This window comes from Mycobacterium sp. OAS707 (genome assembly GCF_014873705.1).
Lineage (GTDB): Bacteria > Actinomycetota > Actinomycetes > Mycobacteriales > Mycobacteriaceae > Mycobacterium.
The window spans coordinates 137,915-154,520 of record NZ_JADBDS010000003.1 but is presented as its reverse complement, the minus strand read 5'-3'; the positions used below and the strand labels follow the sequence as shown (position 1 = coordinate 154,520).

Sequence of the window (16,606 nt, the reverse complement as noted above, 5' to 3'; positions counted from 1 at the left end):
GCCCGAAGCTGTAAGAACTATCCGGCGTCGGCCGCCACCACCGACGTGACGCGGTGGATCGCGAATTCGCGCACGCGGCCGGAGGCCGGATCGTAAGCGGTCAGCTGGCCGCCGCGGACATTGATCGGTGCCACCACGCGCTGTGTAGCCACGCCGGCGGGGTCGACGTAGCCGATCACCACCGACGACTGATGGTGGGCGGCTTCCTGCAACTGTGAAATCGCGACCGCGGGGTCCAACCGCACGTTCCCGAACGACGTGGAAGCCACCTTGCGCAGCACCGCGACGATCGCGCCGAGCGTCTGGTTGGTCGGCGTCGGCGGTCGATGTGCGCGGCGCCGTCCCGGCGGTGCGGGCACGCGGGCGCCGCGGGCGCGAAGGTCGACGATCGTGCCGGTCGAATCCTCGGCGGCTGGTGCGAATCCGGACTCACGCAGCGCGGCGAGCACCTCGGAAATCGGGGCTTGAGACACCGCGACCGTCGGCGCGAGCAGCCGCATCTCCAGCTGATCGGCCGCGGGCGCCGAGACGGCCTGGGCAAGCAGCGCGGGGTCCTCGCAGCGAACAAAGGACTGCGCCATGCCAACTCGCAGCTGGCCGTGCCTGCGTGCGACGTCGTCGATCAAGTAGGTAAGGCCTTGCGGCACAGGTGTTTTCGAGTGCTTGCTGAACAACGCATGCAGCTCGCTTGCGGTGCGGCCGGTGTCCAGCGCTCGTCGGATCGACGCTTCGGTCACCCGGTACACCATCGCCGCGCCAGCCGATTCGACCGTCGCGACAGCAGCCAGTTGTTCGGCCAGGTCGCGTTCGAGTGGTCCGGGAACGATGACCGTCAGGTCGGCCTGCAGCAGGAAGTGGTCGATGGGCGCGGGCAGCGCCTTGTCCATTGCGGCGATGACGTCATCGGCCGGTTGCTCGGCGAGCAGCTTGCGCGCAGGCGACGCGATCGCACCGCGGCCGACCATGCCCAGCGCGTGCGCCTCGGTCAGCAGGTCCTCGACCGGACCGGGTTGCAGGCGCGCCGCCCAGCGTGGACGCCGCCACCTCATCGCTTGCGACGCGGAGGCGGCGTCGACTCCTGCACCAGCGGGCAAGTCGGTCAATACGTCGAGCAGCAACCGGCGGTCGAGCGGGGCGGCGGTCGAGAACAGCGAATCCGACAGTGCCGCATAGGGTTTCCCGTCGGGGCCCCGACCGCCGACCAGGCTCGGCCTGCCAGGCAGGTCCAGCCAGGTCGATGCCAGCAGGTGCCATTTGGAGCCTGTCGGCGCATCGACGAACCGGTCGGCGGCCACCGTCGGCGCCCAGTACGGGCCGACACCGCCGTCGTGCGGGTCGGGTTCCGGCATCCCTGCTGCGATCAGCCCCGCGGCCGCCGACACCTCGAGGATCAGCCCGAGCCGCTTCTCGTCGATGCCGGTCACCTTGGTCAGCCGCTTGACGTCGCGCACGCCCAGCCCGCCGCTGCGAAGCTCGGGAACCGGTGTGGCGCCGAGGGTTTCGAGCACGAGCTCGACCTCGCGAAGCAGATCGATCACCGCGCCCGCGGCGACCGCGTCGACGTCGGCGGCCGTCGTGGTCGACACCGTCGGGTCGGGTTGCGTCAGATGAGTCGGCCCTGGCTGCTCGCCGCGCATCACCTGGCCGACCAGCCGCGGCAGGATCACGGTCTCCTCGTCCACCTGACGCAGCAGCCCGGCGGCCAGTAGCCGCTGCACGGGCCGGTCCGGCGGCGTGCCAGGGGCGGCATCGCGGGTGCGGCCCATCGGCGAGCCCTCGAGCAGCCGCTGCAACAGCTCGAGTTGCGGACCGTCGAGCGCCTCGAGCCGGGCGGGGATGTCGGTCTGTTCGCCGTGTTCGAGCACGGCCTGACCCGGGTACCAGGGCAGGCCGGCCGAAGCTTCGGCCGCCACACGCACGGCGTCGTCACCCCACACCAGGGCGCGCTCGCGAAGGTCGTCGACGGCGGCCGCGACCCCGTCCTCGCTCGCGCGGTCCCCGATCAGCGCCAGCAGCTTCGACAGCGGGACCGCCGCGGTGTCCGCGTGCAGCACGAGCAGCCCGTCGAGCACCGCCAGGCGCAGGAAATCGAGTCCGTCGGTAACCGCCTTGACCGACTGCCGGGCCTGGGCACGCGCCGCCAGCGCCGCGATCGTGCCGGGCGGCGGTTGCGTCAGGTCGGGCCGCAGCTCGAGCAGCCGGATCAGCCGCTCGTCGTCAAGCTCGGCCAACCAGGCGCCAAGCGGGACGCCCGGAGAAGTTTCGGTCATCGCTGACCAGCGTAAAGGACCCTGCCGGTGTCGCCACTGGTCGCGGCGCCTGCCACAATGTCCACGTGGCTGACAACAAGGGCAAAAAACAGTACGTCGACCCGGGCTGGCCCGCGCTCGACGGCGATGAGGATCACGCGGTCAGCGAGCTGGCCACTGACCGCACCGGTGCGCTGTCGCCATTCGGTGATCTGGCGTTTCCGCAGCCGGCCGACGAGCTTCCGTACGTTCACCCCGTCACGGTGGTCAACAAGTAGCGGTGTCCGACCCCTCGCGTCGACTTTCGCACCTCGACGAGTCGGGCGCGGCGCACATGGTCGACGTCACGGCGAAAGACGCCACCAAGCGCACCGCCGTCGCCGCGGGAACCTTCCGCACGACCGCTGAGGTGGTTGCGCTGATCGCGTCCGGCGGGCTGCCCAAGGGCGACGCCGTCGCGACCGCCCGAATCGCAGGCATCCTGGCCGCCAAGCGCACCAGCGACCTGATCCCGCTGTGCCACCCGCTGGCGCTCACCGGAGTCGACGTCGACTTCGACATCGGCGACGACACCATCGCGATCACCGCGACCGTGCGCACCACCGACCGCACCGGCGTCGAGATGGAGGCGCTGACCGCTGTCAGCGTCGCTGCGCTCACACTGTTCGACATGATCAAGGCCGTCGACCCCGCCGCCCGTATCGATGACATCCGGGTGTTGCGCAAGGAGGGCGGCAAGACCGGCCCGTGGACCCGATGATGACGCGCTCGGGCCGCGTGGTGATCGCGTCGACGCGCGCGGCGGCCGGGGTCTACGACGACCGCACCGGGCCCGTCATCGTCGACTGGCTCAACGCCAAAGGCATCGCGACGCCGGCACCCGTCGTGGTGCCGGACGGCTCGGGTGTGGTCAAAGCGTTGTTCGCCGCGATCGGTGAAAACGTCGACGTGATAATCACTTCCGGCGGCACCGGCATTTCGCCGACCGACCGCACCGCCGATGCCACCGCGGACATCGTCGACTATCAGATCCCCGGCCTAGCCGACGCCATCAGGCGCTCAGGCCTGCCGCACGTGCCGACCTCGGTGCTGTCGCGCGGCGTCTGCGGCGTCAGGGGCCGCACGCTGATCGTGAACCTGCCCGGCTCCACCGGCGGCGTCAAGGACGGCCTCGGCGTGCTCGACGATGTTCTCGAGCACGCTCTCGACCAACTCAGCGGTAAGGACCACACCCGATGAAAGCCGTCGTGCTACGCGTCGACCTGACCGAGCAACCGATCGAACTGTCGGATTACGAGGCGCTGGTTTCGCACGAATCTGCCGGAGCCGTCGTGGGATTCGCCGGTGTGGTCCGCGACCATGACGGCGGCCGCTCCGTGACGCGGCTGGAGTATTCCGCGCACCCCTCGGCGCAGCAGACTCTCGCCGACGTGGCCGCCGAGATCGCGGCGGACAGTCACGGTGTACGCGCCATCGCGGTCAGCCATCGCATCGGCACGCTGCAGATCGGCGACGCGGCCCTGGTGGCCGCGGTCGCCGCGGACCATCGGGCAGCCGCATTCGAGACGTGCGCACGGCTGGTCGACACCGTCAAGGCGCGACTACCGGTGTGGAAGCACCAGTTCTTCGCCGACGGTTCCGACCAGTGGGTGAACTCGGCCTGATCGCTTAGGCAGGCGGCAGGATCGGTGCGCCCGGTGGCGGCGGCGGGACCGGAGCCCCCGGCGCAGGCGGCGCGGCCGGATCGGCCGGGGCGACCGGCACGTTCGGTCCGGGTCCCTGGTCCGGGTACGGCGTGTTCATCCCGCGCTGCGACAGGCCCATGATCAACGCTTCTTTACCGCTGATGTCGTGGTTCTGGACCGCCTGCCACAAATCCTTGAGGTAGCTGACGTTCGGGCTGTCGTTGCCGTTGGCAGCGGGATCCATCGTCGAGCCGGGCGGCGGTGCGTCCGGGCTGGCCAGGTGCGGGACACCGTCGGGCAGCGTCGGCAGCGCCGCAGGCACCGCTGCGGGATCGGTCGTCGCCTGGTTCGCGATGTCGTACGCCTGGCCGGGAATGTTGACCGCATTGAGCGGGGCCAGGGGATCCGGCGCGGGTGCCTCAGCGGCCCCCGGCGCGGGCGGCGCCGGGGGAGCCGGTGGGGCGGGCGGGAGCGGCGGCAGTACGGGGTCGAGTGGCGCCGGCGCGTGCAGCGCCCACACCTCGGGCTGATCGGCGGGTGCCGGGGCATCAGCGTGGTCCCAGTTGTCGGCCAGCGCGACGGTCGGATCATCGACAGGCGGTGCATCGACAGGCGGCGGCGGAGGCAGCGGCGCCTCCAGCGAAGCGTCGATGATGGGGGCCTGCTCGGGAGCCGGCAGCGGCGCATCCAGCGGCGCGGCGGGCGGTGCATCGGGGGCCGGGGCGGACAGCTCGTCGATCGGAGCGGACTCCGGCGGGGGCGGGGGAGCGAACGGATCGATCGGCGGGGGCAGCTCGCCGTTGACGTCGGGGTTGTCGAGCGGCTGAGGCTCGACCACATTGCGCGGCGTCGAACCGGACAGTCCACGGCCGCACACGGGCCATGCGCCCTTGCCCTGGCTCGCGAGGACGCGCTCGGCGACCGCGATCTGCTCTTCCTTGGTGGCCATGTTCGCAGACGGCGCGTACTGGCCGCCGCCATGCGAGGCCCAGGTGCTCTGCGAGAACTGCAATCCGCCGTGATAGCCGTTGCCGGTGTTGATGGCCCAGTTATTGCCGGATTCGCACTTGGCGACCTGATCCCATTCGCCATCGGTGGCAGCGCCGGCCTGCCCGGCAAGGGCGAGGCTTCCACTTCCGATGACGGCGCCAGTGAAGGCGATCTTCGCGACGTTTACTGCCGATGCAGTGGGCTTGCGGTGCCGTCCACTCATAGGTGCGTTAAGTCCTCTCGTATGGGCGCCTACGAGGTCAGCTGTCGGGTTCGGGCTGGAGAGGTTGCCCGGCCGTGTTGGACACGGCTTCACCCCAAGGGGCCGCAAGCGGCTCCTGATCCTTCTGTATTTCGGTGGACCGGTGGGTCCCCCGCCTCCATCCAGAGTTGTTCGTCGTTGTCCCGTGCCCAACGGATGGAGCTCGGCGCTGTTGGGCACGGCAGGCCAAACGATTACGGGTCGATGGCTTGGGACTGAACGCTAACGGGTCGCGTAGAGCACGTCACCTTTTGACGAGCCCGGCGATTCGGCGTCAGGCTAATTCTAAAAAGGCTCTAAATCCCCAGGACGCCAACGCATTTCCGCAGGTGCATTTTCACAGGTAACGGTCTGTGGTCATCTTGTGACCATTCCGTTATGTGACGCAAATCACGCTTATCCGCCGGCGAACGGGGGAAGAACATCGAGCGTCGCAGCGTCACTCAGCGTCATTTCCAAGTCCCGCACCGCAATTCCGTCGCACAAGTACGAGCAACGGCTCAACACTTTCGCGAGGTCGGTACTCCGCTCAGCCAGGTTCTGCACCAGCATGCGGACGGTGGTGCCCGGTGCGATTCCGATGATCTCGTCGTCGAAGCCGGCAGCGGCACGCGCCGCGGCGAAGTAGCGGACGGTCACCTTCGCGCTCACGTCAGCCGCCGATCGCGCTCATCGGGCGGTCCGGCTGTACGAAGTCCGGGTCGTTGATGCCGTGGCCGGCTGCCTTGACCCACATGGTGGCGCGCCAGGCCGCCGCCAATGCGTCGTCGTCGGCGCCCGCACGCATCAGGCGCCGCAAATCGGTCTCGTGCCGGGCGAACAGACAGTTGCGCACCTGACCGTCGGCGGTGAGCCGGGTGCGATCACAGGCCGCGCAGAACGCATGCGAGACCGAGGCGATGATGCCGACCTTGCCCTTGCCCCCGTCGACCTCCCACAACTCCGCGGGGGCCGAGCCGCGCGGTGCCGGGTCCGGCTGCAGGTCGAAGTGCCGGCGCAGGGCGGCCAGCACGTCGTCGGCGGCGATCGCCCGGCCGCGCTTCCACTCGTGGCCCGCATCCAGTGGCATCTGCTCGATGATGCGCAGCTGGTAGCCGTTGTCGATACAGAACTGCAGCAGCGCGACGGCGTCCTCGAGCCCGGTGACCGGATCCAGCACGGCGTTGACCTTCACCGGGCTCAGCCCGGCAGCCTTCGCGGCCGCGAGCCCTTTTATTACGTCGTGCAGGCGGTCACGGCGGGTGATGCGGGCGAAGCGTGCGGCGTCGACGGTGTCGAGGGAAACGTTGATCCGGTCGAGCCCGGCCTCTGCCAGCTTGGCGGCGCGCTTGTCGAGCCCGATGCCGTTGGTGGTCAACGTGATTTCGGGCCGGGGCGCAAGGGCGGCGGTCGCGGCGACGACGTCCTCGAGGTGCTTCGCGACCAACGGCTCGCCGCCGGTGAAGCGAACGCTGGTGATGCCGAGCCTGGTGACCGCGATGCGCAGCAGCCGGGCCAGCTCGTCGGCTCGCAACAGCTGTTCGCCCGGCAGCCAGTCGAGGCCCTCGGCGGGCATGCAGTAGGTGCAGCGCAGATTGCAGCGGTCGGTCAACGACACCCGCAGGTCGGTGGCGACGCGGCCGAACGTGTCGACCATGGGTCCCTCGGTCGGCATGCCCCGCACGGGGCGCTGCACCGACGGCACGCCGAGTTCGGTGATGGTCATGCGGCGGCTCGCATCGGGGTGTTGAAGGAATCGACCGGCACGATCTCCTTGCCGAGCGGGAACAGCGAGACCGGGACCAGCTTGAGGTTGGCCAGCGCCAGCGGAATGCCGACGAACGTGATCGCCATGGCCACCGCGGTGATCACGTGGCCGATGGCCAGCCAGATGCCGAACAGGATGAGCCAGATGACATTGCCGATCAGTGCGCCCGGCCGCGGCCCCGGCTTGTCGACGATGGTGTTGCCGAACGGCCACAGCGCATAGAGCGCGATGCGCAGCGCGGCGAATCCGAACGGGATCGTGATGATCAAGACGAAGCAGATGAGCGCGGCCAACAGGTAGCCCAACGCCAGCCAGAGACCGCCGAAGACCAACCAAACGATGTTCAGGATCAGGCGCATCTTTCCTCCAGCGGTGCTTTCAGCCTACCGATATAAGGGGGTGCTGAGCGCCGAGGGCGCCGAGTAGGATCACCTAAACGCGTCCCGGCGCAGGCGGGACGCTTTGCTATGTATCCCTATGTAGTCGTTTCCGTCAGAGACAAGCAGGTGAGACCAGTGCCGACCGGCCGGGTTAAGTGGTACGACGCCGAAAAGGGGTTCGGCTTTTTGTCGCAGGAGGAGGGCGAGGATGTCTACGTCCGGTCCTCGGCACTGCCCGCTGGCGTCGAGGGACTCAAGGCCGGGCAGAAGGTCGAGTTCGGCGTGGCCGCCGGCCGGCGTGGCCCGCAGGCGTTGAGCCTGAAGCTCATCGATCCGCCGCCGAGCCTGACGCGGACTCGTCGCGATGCCGCGGCCAGCGAACACAAGCACACCCCCGACGAATTGCACGGCATGGTCGAGGACATGATCACGCTGCTCGAGGGCACGGTTCAGCCCGAGTTGCGCAAGGGTCGCTACCCCGACCGCAAGGTGGCCCGTCGCGTCTCCGAGGTCGTCAAGGCCGTCGCTCGCGAACTCGACGCATAGGGGCCGCCTCGCCGAGTGTGGGCTTGACACACGCTTGGCGGCCGCGGCGCGTGCATTAACCCCACATTCGCGGGCATCCTGGTGGCATGGCATATGTCGCCGGTGGCGGTGAGTTCAACCGCGACACCAACTACATCACCACCCGCATCACGGCCGACGGCCGCGACGGCTATCCCGTCGAACCGGATCGCTACCGGCTGGTCGTTGCCCGGGCCTGCCCGTGGGCCAACCGCACCATCATCGTGCGACGCCTGCTCGGCCTGGAAGACGTTCTCTCGATTGGCTTTTGCGGCCCGACACACGACGAGGACAGCTGGACGTTCGATCTGGACCCCGGCGGCGTCGACCCGGTGCTGAAGATTCCCCGGCTCAAGGACGCCTACCTGAAGCGCTTCCCCGACTACGAGAAGGGCATCACGGTGCCCGCGATCGTCGAGGTGGCCACCGGTGAGGTCGTCACCAACGACTTCGCGCAGATAACTCTGGACTTCTCCACCGAGTGGACGAAGTTTCACCGCGAAGGCGCTCCGCAGCTTTACCCGGAAAAGCTGCGCGCCGAGATCGACGAGGTCGCCCAGCGCATCTACACCGAGGTCAACAACGGCGTGTACCGCTGCGGCTTCGCGGGGTCACAGGAGGCGTATGACAAGGCCTACGACCGGTTGTTCACCGCGCTCGACTGGCTTTCCGAGCGGTTGGCGAATCAGCGTTACCTGGTCGGCGACACCATCACCGAGGCCGATGTTCGGCTGTTCACCACCCTGGCCCGCTTCGATCCGGTGTATCACGGGCATTTCAAGTGCAACCGCCAGAAGCTGGCGGAGATGCCGGTGCTGTGGGCCTACGCGCGAGATCTGTTCCAGACGCCTGGCTTCGGCGACACCACCGATTTCGTACAGATCAAGCAGCACTACTACATCGTGCACAAGGACATCAACCCGACACAGATCGTGCCCAAAGGACCCGACCTGTCCACATGGTTGACGCCGCACGGCCGGGAAGCGTTGGGCGGCAGACCGTTTGGTGAGGGAACACCGCCTGGGCCGACGGTTGAGGGTGAGCGGGTGCCGGACGGCCACGGGGCCGGCTAGCGTCACCTGTGGTGCAGGTAGGCCGACAACGCCAGCAGAATGACGATCGCCGCAAGATATGCCACGGTCTTGATCGCGGCGCGGCGGTTTCGCTGCGCCATCTCGCCGGCGGTGTGAACGTCGGCGATGTGGTCTTGCAGACCGAACCTCTCAATCAGCCCAAGCCATTCCGCTTCGGTGACCACATACCCGGGTCGGTCGGAGCGATCGACGGCATCGAGCCAGCCGTACCGGTAATCACCCCAGTCGCCCTTCATCCGGTCGGGCTTGATTCTCAGCGGTGCCAATCCCGGAACGGTCACCACCAGAACGGATTCGGTGACGGGGTCCACCTCACCGCCTCCGTAGGTGTATATCGCAGGGACCGCGGTCACCTGCGCGAGCGGAGCCGAGGCGATGAGCTCACTCGTCGTCGGGTCACCGACCCGGACGACGTCGGTTGCGTCGATCTGCACGACGAGCGGCGGGGGTGTCGCCTTCGTCCACAAGTTGCCCAAATGACGCTGGGGAAGCGGGACAAGCTCATAGACGTGATCCTGAACCACGCAGGCAAGCTAGCACCGGCGCGTCTGCTACCGATCCCAAACCGTTCGCACGGACCATTCCGCGTGCGGCACCGGGAACTCGTTGCCCGCCTCGTCGCGCACCAGCGTCGGCAGTTGCACGGCGATACCGAACAGCCTGCCGTGATGCGGATCCACGGTGGGGATGGTCACCGCGAGCTTGGTCTCCGGTCGGAACTCGTCGACAGCATCGCCGCCCTCGTACGAGCGCACCAAAACCCATGGCGCACGGGCGATCTCGGCTGGCACCGATAACTGAACGGCGTGACGCGGGTCGACCCGCAGCTCGCCGTCGGTTTTGGGGGTGTCGCAATTGGTGGGGTTCAGCACCTCGCAGTACCGGTACGGTCCCACCCGCACCAGCTGGCCGTCCGAATAGGCGCTGATCTCGGGATGGTCCGGCCGCGGCTGGCTGGCGAGGTGCCACACCAGCACGCCGGTGAGGACGGACGCGACGATCGCAACGATCGCCAGCGCGGCGACAACGCGTTTCACTCCGGCGCCACCGCCGCGCGATCCGGCCTGCCGCCCTCTTGCTCTGCGAGCACCGGACGGTTCCCGCCGAAGCCGGGTATCAGCGACTCGCCGAAATAGCTCACCACGGTCTGCGCCAACCCGACGATCAGGATCGCGGAGATCGCCGTGAAGCCCACCCACAGATCGGTGTAGACCAACACACCGGTGGCGCCGCCTGCCACCCAGGCCAACTGCAGCAACGACTCTGAGCGGCCGAACGCCGAAGCCCGTGACTTCTCCGGCAGGTCGTCCTGCAGCGACGCGTCGAGTGAGGCCTTCGCGATCGCCGCCGCCGCAGAGGTGACCAACGTGGCCAGCGCCGCCACCATCAGCTTGCCGGTCAGCGCGGTCGCCAAGGCGAACGTGGTGACCGCGATGGTGCAGCGCACGACCAGCAGGGCCGGGTATCCGAGCTTCAACCGGGCGGCGGTGAAGTTGCCCGCGAAGTTGCCGATCGCCGCGGCCGCGCCGATCACGCCGAGGATGCGCAACTGCTCCCACCCGCTGGCGTCATGCGACTTCGCCACGAACGCGGGGTAAAGGAACAGGAAGCCGACCATCACCTTGATGGTGCAGTTGCCCCATAGCGCGGCAATGATGTTGCGGCCCAACGGTTGTCGTGGCTCGGCCGACGTCTTTTGTTCGGGATGGCGCCGCAGTTCGCCGCTGCCCCCGTGGTAGGACAGCGTGGTCGGCACCTCGCCTGCCGTCACCTCGACCCACTTGGGGATCCGCATCGACAGCGCCGCACCGATCAGCGTCACCGCGACGATGACGTACAGCGCGCCGGGCAGGTGCACCAGGCCGAGCAGATACTCCGCGCCTGCGGCGATTGCACCGCCGACCATCGTGCCGCCGAGCAACCCGAACGTCGTCAGCCGCGAATTCACGCGAACCAGGTCGATGCTGGGCGGCAACACACGCGGGGTGACCGCGCTGCGCAGCACGCTGAATGACTTGGACAGCACCATCATTCCGAGCGCGCACGGATAGAGCACCCACGAGGGGTAGCTCCCCGTGATGCCGTCGTAGTTGGCGACAAGCACCATCACGAGCGCGGTGCGCAAGATGAAGGAGGCGGCCAGCGCGACGCGGCGGCCGTGCTGCAGCCGGTCCAACGCGGGGCCGATCAACGGGGCGATCACCGCGAACGGCGCGATGGTGATCAACAGGTACAGCGCGACCTTGCCCTTGCTCTCGCCGGAAGCGGCGGCGAAGAACAACGTGTTGGCCAATGCGACGGCCATCGCCGCGTCGACGGCGAAGTTGGCCACCACCGGCCACGTCAGCGCGGTCAGGCCGGACTTGTCGGCACCGTCGGCCGTGGCCGCGCGGTGCACCAAACCGTACATTTTCGAACCCATTTCGCGGCTGCGCTGCGCGGCCGCGCGGGTGACCGTGATCTTCTCGCCCGCACCCGCGCCGACGGTGGGCGGCGGGGGAGCCGACGGATGCTCCCGGCCCGAGCGGTCATCGAGCGGCGGCAGCCACCGGTTGGCACTGGGCGTCGACGACGAGCGGCGCGGCCGGCGGTAGCCGCCGCCCACGTCGGGGTCGCTGGGATAGTTCGCCATCCCGGGATGCTCCCCGTCGGCATCGGCTGGCGGACGCGGCGGGTAATAGCGGTCTTCACGCCGACCCCGCGGGTCTCGGTGATCACGCCGCGGTCCGGTCACGCCTCGATTCTCCCCCATCGACGCGGTTGCGGGCGTGCAGGTGACCGGTGTGGCTCGACGTTCCCCGGTCAGGCACTATTGATGGCGATGGACAGCGTGGACACCGAAGATCGCCCCGACCTGGAGGCGGTGCTGATGGGCGCCGCCGAGCAGGCGCGCGCGGCGATCGTCGAGTTCAGCGGTGAGGACACCGTTGGCGAGTATCTCGGCGCCAGCTTCGAGGACCCGACGGCCGCGACGCATCGCTTCCTGGCCGATATGCCCGGCTACAAGGGCTGGCAGTGGGCCGTCGTCGTCGCCGCCTGCCCGGGAGCCGACCACGCCACCATCAGCGAAGTGGTGTTGGTCCCCGGCCCCACCGCGCTGCTGGCGCCCAAGTGGGTGCCGTGGGAGGAGCGCATCAAGCCCGGCGACCTGAGTCCCGGCGACCTGCTCGCGCCCGCGACCAACGACCCGAGGCTGGTGCCCGGCTATACGGCAAGCGGTGACCCGCTGGTGGATGACGTCGCCGTCGAACTCGGGTTGGGCCGCCGTCAGGTGCTCAGCGAATTCGGCCGCAGCGATGCCGCGCAACGTTGGCACGACGGCGAGTTCGGCCCCGGGTCGGCGATGGCCAGGTCCACCCGCCGCGTGTGCCGCGACTGCGGCTTCTACATTCCGCTGGCCGGTGCGCTGGGCACGATGTTCGGCGTATGCGCCAACGAGCTGGCGGCCGACGGGCATGTCGTGGAATCCGAATACGGTTGCGGCGCACACTCGGACACGCCGCAGCCGCCAGGCACAGGGTCTCCGCTGTATGACCCGTTCGACGACGGCGTCCTCGAGGTAGTCGAGCCCGAAAGTTAGTTCTCCGCAGCCGCTTTGATGCGCGACAGCGTCGCGTTCATGCCCTCGACCAGTTCACGTTCGAAACTCGGCACACCGCCCATCAAGGCGTTCACGCTCAGATTCGAAAACGCCGTCACGCCGTTCTCGGCGTGCCTGCTCTCGACCAGTCGCGTTCCGGTTTCGGTGGGTTCGAGCTCGTAGCTCCAGACGGTGTGGTTGATCGGCACCTTGAACGCCAGCTTCTTCTCCGGAATCACCTCGGTGACAACGCTCGTCGTCGGCCAGAACAGGCGACCGCGACGGTTCAGGTTGATCGTCGTCGTGCCCTGGCGCACCGGACCCAGCGCCTTCATTAGCCGGCACTGCGGGCTCCACTGCGGCATCCGGCTGAGATCGGAAACCAGCGACCACACCTTCGCGACCGGTGCATCGATGTCGATCTGTGCTTGCAACAGCGGCTCTGCCATTACCCCTCCTCTATCGAAGTCAACTGAGCCCGCTCTGGGCTCCTCGCGATCCACGGCGCACAGCGCGGCGCTGCCACAGCATGATCGACGTGCCGAGGGCTCCGACGGCCAGGCCCGCGACGGTGAACGGCCGCCACTCCTGCAGGGCGGCCACCGTGAATGCCAGCACCACGGCGACGAGCCAACCCGCCGTTATCACCACGATGACCGGCCATGGTTTGAGCAAGGTCGCCGGCAAGGCGGGCGGTTCCGGTGCCACGCTGACAACGTAGTCGATTACCTACGCGTCAGAAACGCACCGGGTTTTCGAAGATTTCCCGAGACCCGCTAGGTACTCTTTGCCTTGTGAAAGACGTCGACACCCGGCTGGCGAGTGATCTGTCGCTGGCAGTGATCCGTCTGGCTCGCCAATTGCGGTTTCGGCGCCCGGATTCGCCTGTTTCGCTATCGCAGCTGTCGGCCTTGTCGACGCTTGCTAAAGAGGGCCCGATGACGCCTGGCGCGTTAGCCACGCGCGAACGCGTCCGTCCTCCTTCGATGACGCGGGTGATCGCGTCGCTGTGCGAGCTCGGCTTCGTCGATCGCGACGCGCATCCGGCCGACGGCCGTCAGGTGTTGGTGTCGGTATCGCGGGCAGGCACCAACCTGATCGAGGCCGAGCGTCGTGCCAGCCAGGAATGGCTCAAACAACGTCTCGACCGCCTCCAACCCGACCAGCGCAGGACGCTGTTGATGGCAGCCGATCTGATGTCGGGCATGGTCGACGAAAGCGCATGAGCCCGCTCCGGCGGACACGAGCGAAGCGAGCGGGGGATTGGCAGCAGTAATCGACGTTGCCGACCCGGCGGATCCCAGGCTCGACGACTTCCGCGATCTCAACAGCGTCGATCGCAGACCCGACCTTCCCAGCGGAAAGGGTCTGGTGATCGCCGAGGGCGTGCTGGTGGTGCAGCGCATGCTGGCCTCGCGGTTCCGCCCGCGCGCAATGTTGGGCACCGACCGGCGACTGGCCGAGCTCGGCGATGACCTGGACGGTGTCGACGCGCCGTACTACCGCGTCGATGCCGGCGTGATGGCCGACGTCGTCGGGTTTCATCTCAACCGCGGGGTGCTGGCGTCGGCCTCGCGTGCGCCCGAACTGTCCGTCGCCCAAGTGCTCGACGGTGCCCGCACGGTCGCGGTGCTCGAGGGCGTCAACGACCACGAGAACCTCGGCTCGATCTTCCGCAATGCCGCGGGCCTCGGCGTGGACGCGGTGATCTTCGGTTTGGGCTGCGCCGACCCGCTCTACCGGCGTGCCGTTCGCGTGTCGATGGGGCATGCCCTGCTGGTGCCCTATGCGTGGGCGGCGGCGTGGCCCGGTGATCTTCACATCTTGCGGGACAACGGGTTTCGTCTACTCGCGATGACGCCCGACCCGTCGGCGCGCACCCTGGCCGATGAGCTGACAGAGGCGGCCGATGCCAAGGTGGCGTTCCTCGTCGGTGCCGAGGGCCCTGGCCTGACGGAGACGGTGATGCGAAGCAGCGACGCGCGCGTGCGGATTCCGATGTCGCGTGGCACCGATTCACTCAACGTCGCGACGGCCGCGGCGCTCGCGTTCTACGAACGGGCCAGGCTCGCATACTAGATTGACTCAGGTGACCGACGACTCCACTCCATGGGCGATGGGCCTGACGGTGGCCGCGTTCGTCGCGGCGGTGACGGCCGCTGCGGTCGTCGTGCTGAGCCTCGGACTCACCCGTGTGCATCCGCTGCTGGCTGTCGGACTCAACTTGGTCGCCGTCGGCGGCCTGGCCCCGACCGTGCGGGGTTGGCGCAACCTGCCGGTGTGGCGATGGTTTGTGCTCGGCTCCGGCGTCGGCGTGGCGGGTGCCTGGCTCGCACTGCTGGCGATGGCACTCGGCGGCCTCATCGGATGAGCGCTTCGGCCAGCCTGCCCTGCCAGGCCTGCTCGTCGTCGGCGCCCAGCATCCGCACCACCACCTGATCGGCGCCTGCGGCGTGGAACTCCGCGACCCGCGCGGCGATCGAGGCGAGATCGCCCCATGCGGTGATGCTGTCGAGCAATCGGTCGCTCACCTCATCGATATCCGACTCAGAGAAGCCCTGCCGCAACAGGTTTCGGCGATATCCGCCGACGGTCGTCAGGAAGCCCAGCGGTTTGGCAGCGGCCTGACGCGCGGCCTCGCGGTCGGTCGTCGGCAGCACCATCACCAACACCGCCAGCGTCTTGTCAGCGCCGAGAGCGGCGCGCGCGTCCGCCACGTACGACGGCGTCACCAGAAACGGATATGCGCCGCACGCCCGGTCGCGCGCGAGTGCGAGCATGTTCGGGCCCAGCGCGGCCAGCACCCGCGAGTCCGCGGCGATGCCGGCCTCGTCCAATGCGTCGAGGTAGGCGTTGAGTGTCTTCAACGGATGCGCCCCGTGCGCTCCGCCGAGACCGGCCAGGAAGCGGCCGGGGTGGTCACGCTGTAGCGATTGATACGTCGCGATCACGTCAGCGGCGGGCACCGAGTCGACGGGGATGATGCCTGTCGCCACCGGAATGCGCGTGGTTGCGCGCACCGCGGCGTCGAGCATCGGCAGATTGCCGGAGCGCCACAGCGTCGAAAAGCCAAGGGCCTCAACGCGTTGCGCTTCGTCGGTGACGACGGCGGCGTCGTCGGTGTATGGGTAGCTGCTTGCGAGCCCGATCGGTCCCAAAGTCATGAGGTCGACGGTAGGACCTCAACGACGCTTTAGGTCAAGACGGGATCAGCGCTGCCCGCTCGAGCGCACGCCCAGCAGCACGTCCTCCCAAGCGGGCACGGCCGGCTTGCCCTTGCGGGCCCGTGGCGGCTTCGGCGCAGGCGGCGGCTCGGGCGCCTCCAACGTCTCGATCGGCAGTTCCGGCTCCAACTCCGGCTCGTCGTACTCCAGTTCCGCCACCGGGGCCAGCGGCCGCAGTGGCCGGGCGAAGTTGGGATCGATCAACTCGTTCGCCGCGTCGTCGAACGCGGTCACGGTGCCGCCGTGCGCCCCCGGCGTGTAGCGGAAGTGCGCGACGTTGTCGGACAGGCCTGCCTTCCAACCCATCTGCACCGTCCAGCGCCCGTCCTCGTTGCGCCACGCGTCCCAATTCGTGCTGTCCGGGTCAAGGCCGCGGGCCACCAGCGCGGCCGTCACCGTCTCCAACAGCGTCAGCACCGATGGACCGTCGGGCAGCACCGGGTGCGCGGCGGTTGCCAGCTCGGCGGCGCGTGAGCGCTCGAGCAGCACCGGGCTGGCGAACCGTCGCACGCGTTCGATATCGCCTCCGGCGGCCGAAGCGACCTGTTCGACGGACGCGCCCGCCCGGATCTTGGCCTGAATCTCCTTGGGACGCAGCACGTTTTGGACCTCGGTGTCGGATTGGGGTTGGGTCGAGCCGGACGTGTCGCCGCGCAGGGCGGCACGTAACCGGTCATCGGGCCGCAGCAGGAACTTCTCGCCGAGGCCCTCGGCCTCGCAGACGATTCGTTTGCCGTCGATATCGAGACCGACGACTCTGAGTTCCCGCATTTAGACCTCCTCCGGACCGAATCCCAAGCCCGATGAGGGGGACCCTACTGCGTTACCTGT

The 16,606-nt window shown here is 68.3% G+C and carries 22 protein-coding genes and 1 riboswitch; of the genes, 10 read left to right on the top strand and 12 right to left on the bottom strand.

Annotated features, from left to right (window positions below; all coding sequences use genetic code 11):
- Window positions 1-17: 17 nt before the first annotated feature.
- A complete protein-coding gene (locus GGC64_RS18825) occupies window positions 18-2,270 on the bottom strand; it encodes a helicase-associated domain-containing protein (protein WP_192724079.1) in 2,253 nt (750 codons plus the stop codon).
- A gap of 65 nt (window positions 2,271-2,335) precedes the next feature.
- On the opposite strand from GGC64_RS18825, the gene GGC64_RS18820 reads away from it, so the two are divergent.
- The 4 genes from GGC64_RS18820 to GGC64_RS18805 are packed head-to-tail and all read left to right on the top strand — an operon-like array spanning window position 2,336 to window position 3,913.
- Window positions 2,336-2,527, top strand: coding sequence for a hypothetical protein (locus tag GGC64_RS18820; RefSeq protein WP_192724078.1), 192 nt, complete (start codon window positions 2,336-2,338; stop codon window positions 2,525-2,527).
- Between the two features lie 2 nt (window positions 2,528-2,529).
- Window positions 2,530-3,009 (top strand): cyclic pyranopterin monophosphate synthase MoaC, encoded by a 480-nt coding sequence (gene moaC, locus GGC64_RS18815; RefSeq protein WP_370582188.1) that lies wholly within the window; start codon window positions 2,530-2,532, stop codon window positions 3,007-3,009.
- Window positions 3,009-3,488, top strand: a complete 480-nt coding sequence (locus GGC64_RS18810) for a molybdenum cofactor biosynthesis protein B (RefSeq protein ID WP_192724077.1) — start codon at window positions 3,009-3,011, stop codon at window positions 3,486-3,488. Before moaC ends, GGC64_RS18810 begins: the two co-directional genes overlap by 1 nt.
- The gene (locus GGC64_RS18805) at window positions 3,485-3,913 is read left to right on the top strand and encodes a molybdenum cofactor biosynthesis protein MoaE (protein WP_192724076.1); all 429 of its coding nucleotides are present in this window, start codon (window positions 3,485-3,487) and stop codon (window positions 3,911-3,913) included. The genes GGC64_RS18810 and GGC64_RS18805 overlap by 4 nt, the downstream gene beginning before the upstream one ends.
- A 4-nt stretch (window positions 3,914-3,917) precedes the next feature.
- Here the strand turns inward: GGC64_RS18805 and GGC64_RS18800 are convergent, their stop codons facing one another.
- The 4 genes from GGC64_RS18800 to GGC64_RS18785 all read right to left on the bottom strand — a co-directional run bounded on the left by GGC64_RS18800 (window position 3,918) and on the right by GGC64_RS18785 (window position 7,292).
- Window positions 3,918-5,147 (bottom strand): transglycosylase family protein, encoded by a 1,230-nt coding sequence (locus tag GGC64_RS18800; protein WP_192724075.1) that lies wholly within the window; start codon window positions 5,145-5,147, stop codon window positions 3,918-3,920.
- 9 nt (window positions 5,148-5,156) lie between these two features.
- Window positions 5,157-5,334: riboswitch (cyclic di-AMP (ydaO/yuaA leader) on the bottom strand.
- Window positions 5,335-5,582: 248 nt separating this feature from the next.
- A complete protein-coding gene (locus GGC64_RS18795) occupies window positions 5,583-5,837 on the bottom strand; it encodes a MoaD/ThiS family protein (protein WP_192724074.1) in 255 nt (84 codons plus the stop codon).
- A gap of 1 nt (window position 5,838) precedes the next feature.
- Window positions 5,839-6,891, bottom strand: a complete 1,053-nt coding sequence (moaA, locus tag GGC64_RS18790) for a GTP 3',8-cyclase MoaA (protein WP_192724073.1) — start codon at window positions 6,889-6,891, stop codon at window positions 5,839-5,841.
- A complete protein-coding gene (locus tag GGC64_RS18785) occupies window positions 6,888-7,292 on the bottom strand; it encodes a YccF domain-containing protein (RefSeq protein ID WP_192724072.1) in 405 nt (134 codons plus the stop codon). Before GGC64_RS18785 ends, moaA begins: the two co-directional genes overlap by 4 nt.
- A 156-nt stretch (window positions 7,293-7,448) precedes the next feature.
- Between GGC64_RS18785 and GGC64_RS18780 the strand changes: the two genes are divergently transcribed.
- Together GGC64_RS18780 and GGC64_RS18775 are read left to right on the top strand one after the other, a co-directional pair.
- A complete protein-coding gene (locus GGC64_RS18780) occupies window positions 7,449-7,859 on the top strand; it encodes a cold-shock protein (protein ID WP_192724071.1) in 411 nt (136 codons plus the stop codon).
- An 86-nt stretch (window positions 7,860-7,945) separates the two neighbouring features.
- On the top strand, window positions 7,946-8,950 hold the full coding sequence (locus tag GGC64_RS18775) for a glutathione S-transferase family protein (RefSeq protein ID WP_192724070.1): 1,005 nt from the start codon (window positions 7,946-7,948) through the stop codon (window positions 8,948-8,950).
- Between the two features lie 2 nt (window positions 8,951-8,952).
- Here GGC64_RS18775 and GGC64_RS18770 read toward each other — a convergent pair whose 3' ends face one another.
- Genes GGC64_RS18770 through GGC64_RS18760 form a run of 3 tightly spaced genes read right to left on the bottom strand, consistent with a single transcriptional unit; the run spans window position 8,953 to window position 11,603 of the window.
- A complete protein-coding gene (locus GGC64_RS18770; RefSeq protein WP_192724069.1) occupies window positions 8,953-9,495 on the bottom strand; it encodes a hypothetical protein in 543 nt (180 codons plus the stop codon).
- Window positions 9,496-9,522: 27 nt separating this feature from the next.
- Window positions 9,523-10,008: a DUF2771 domain-containing protein gene (locus tag GGC64_RS18765; protein ID WP_192724068.1), complete on the bottom strand. Its 486-nt coding sequence runs from the start codon at window positions 10,006-10,008 to the stop codon at window positions 9,523-9,525.
- On the bottom strand, window positions 10,005-11,603 hold the full coding sequence (locus tag GGC64_RS18760; RefSeq protein ID WP_192725173.1) for an MFS transporter: 1,599 nt from the start codon (window positions 11,601-11,603) through the stop codon (window positions 10,005-10,007). The genes GGC64_RS18765 and GGC64_RS18760 overlap by 4 nt, the downstream gene beginning before the upstream one ends.
- Window positions 11,604-11,786: 183 nt before the next feature.
- On the opposite strand from GGC64_RS18760, the gene GGC64_RS18755 reads away from it, so the two are divergent.
- Entirely contained in the window at window positions 11,787-12,551 is a 765-nt protein-coding gene (locus GGC64_RS18755; protein ID WP_370582187.1) for a DUF3027 domain-containing protein, read from the top strand.
- Here GGC64_RS18755 and GGC64_RS18750 read toward each other — a convergent pair.
- Window positions 12,548-13,000: an SRPBCC family protein gene (locus tag GGC64_RS18750; protein WP_192724066.1), complete on the bottom strand. Its 453-nt coding sequence runs from the start codon at window positions 12,998-13,000 to the stop codon at window positions 12,548-12,550. The two genes, GGC64_RS18755 and GGC64_RS18750, sit on opposite strands and share 4 nt — an antisense overlap.
- Window positions 13,001-13,019: 19 nt before the next feature.
- Window positions 13,020-13,259: a DUF2530 domain-containing protein gene (locus GGC64_RS18745; protein WP_192724065.1), complete on the bottom strand. Its 240-nt coding sequence runs from the start codon at window positions 13,257-13,259 to the stop codon at window positions 13,020-13,022.
- 86 nt (window positions 13,260-13,345) lie between these two features.
- Between GGC64_RS18745 and GGC64_RS18740 the strand changes: the two genes are divergently transcribed.
- From GGC64_RS18740 to GGC64_RS18730, 3 genes are read left to right on the top strand one after another with little or no spacing between them, the layout of a single operon-like run.
- On the top strand, window positions 13,346-13,777 hold the full coding sequence (locus GGC64_RS18740; protein ID WP_192724064.1) for a MarR family transcriptional regulator: 432 nt from the start codon (window positions 13,346-13,348) through the stop codon (window positions 13,775-13,777).
- A gap of 37 nt (window positions 13,778-13,814) precedes the next feature.
- A complete protein-coding gene (locus tag GGC64_RS18735; RefSeq protein WP_192724063.1) occupies window positions 13,815-14,630 on the top strand; it encodes an RNA methyltransferase in 816 nt (271 codons plus the stop codon).
- Window positions 14,631-14,667: 37 nt separating this feature from the next.
- Window positions 14,668-14,922 carry a DUF2537 domain-containing protein gene (locus GGC64_RS18730; RefSeq protein WP_192725172.1) on the top strand — a complete coding sequence of 85 codons (255 nt, stop codon included), beginning with the start codon at window positions 14,668-14,670 and terminating at the stop codon, window positions 14,920-14,922.
- On the opposite strand, the gene GGC64_RS18725 is transcribed toward GGC64_RS18730, so the two are convergent.
- Together GGC64_RS18725 and sepH are read right to left on the bottom strand one after the other, a co-directional pair.
- Entirely contained in the window at window positions 14,912-15,715 is an 804-nt protein-coding gene (locus tag GGC64_RS18725) for a TIGR03620 family F420-dependent LLM class oxidoreductase (RefSeq protein WP_192724062.1), read from the bottom strand. The two genes, GGC64_RS18730 and GGC64_RS18725, sit on opposite strands and share 11 nt — an antisense overlap.
- A 45-nt stretch (window positions 15,716-15,760) precedes the next feature.
- Entirely contained in the window at window positions 15,761-16,546 is a 786-nt protein-coding gene (gene sepH, locus GGC64_RS18720; protein ID WP_192724061.1) for a septation protein SepH, read from the bottom strand.
- Window positions 16,547-16,606 lie beyond the last annotated feature (60 nt).

Coding starts and splice junctions, on each gene's coding strand:
- GGC64_RS18750 (WP_192724066.1), bottom strand. CDS start 13,000: ATGGCAGAGCCGCTGTTGCAAGCACAGATCGACATCGATGCACCGGTC.
- GGC64_RS18775 (WP_192724070.1), top strand. CDS start 7,946: ATGGCATATGTCGCCGGTGGCGGTGAGTTCAACCGCGACACCAACTAC.
- sepH (WP_192724061.1), bottom strand. CDS start 16,546: ATGCGGGAACTCAGAGTCGTCGGTCTCGATATCGACGGCAAACGAATC.
- GGC64_RS18825 (WP_192724079.1), bottom strand. CDS start 2,270: ATGACCGAAACTTCTCCGGGCGTCCCGCTTGGCGCCTGGTTGGCCGAG.
- GGC64_RS18725 (WP_192724062.1), bottom strand. CDS start 15,715: ATGACTTTGGGACCGATCGGGCTCGCAAGCAGCTACCCATACACCGAC.
- GGC64_RS18730 (WP_192725172.1), top strand. CDS start 14,668: ATGGGCCTGACGGTGGCCGCGTTCGTCGCGGCGGTGACGGCCGCTGCG.
- moaA (WP_192724073.1), bottom strand. CDS start 6,891: ATGACCATCACCGAACTCGGCGTGCCGTCGGTGCAGCGCCCCGTGCGG.
- GGC64_RS18785 (WP_192724072.1), bottom strand. CDS start 7,292: ATGCGCCTGATCCTGAACATCGTTTGGTTGGTCTTCGGCGGTCTCTGG.
- GGC64_RS18800 (WP_192724075.1), bottom strand. CDS start 5,147: ATGAGTGGACGGCACCGCAAGCCCACTGCATCGGCAGTAAACGTCGCG.
- GGC64_RS18760 (WP_192725173.1), bottom strand. CDS start 11,603: ATGGCGAACTATCCCAGCGACCCCGACGTGGGCGGCGGCTACCGCCGG.
- GGC64_RS18805 (WP_192724076.1), top strand. CDS start 3,485: ATGAAAGCCGTCGTGCTACGCGTCGACCTGACCGAGCAACCGATCGAA.
- GGC64_RS18810 (WP_192724077.1), top strand. CDS start 3,009: ATGACGCGCTCGGGCCGCGTGGTGATCGCGTCGACGCGCGCGGCGGCC.
- GGC64_RS18755 (WP_370582187.1), top strand. CDS start 11,787: ATGGCGATGGACAGCGTGGACACCGAAGATCGCCCCGACCTGGAGGCG.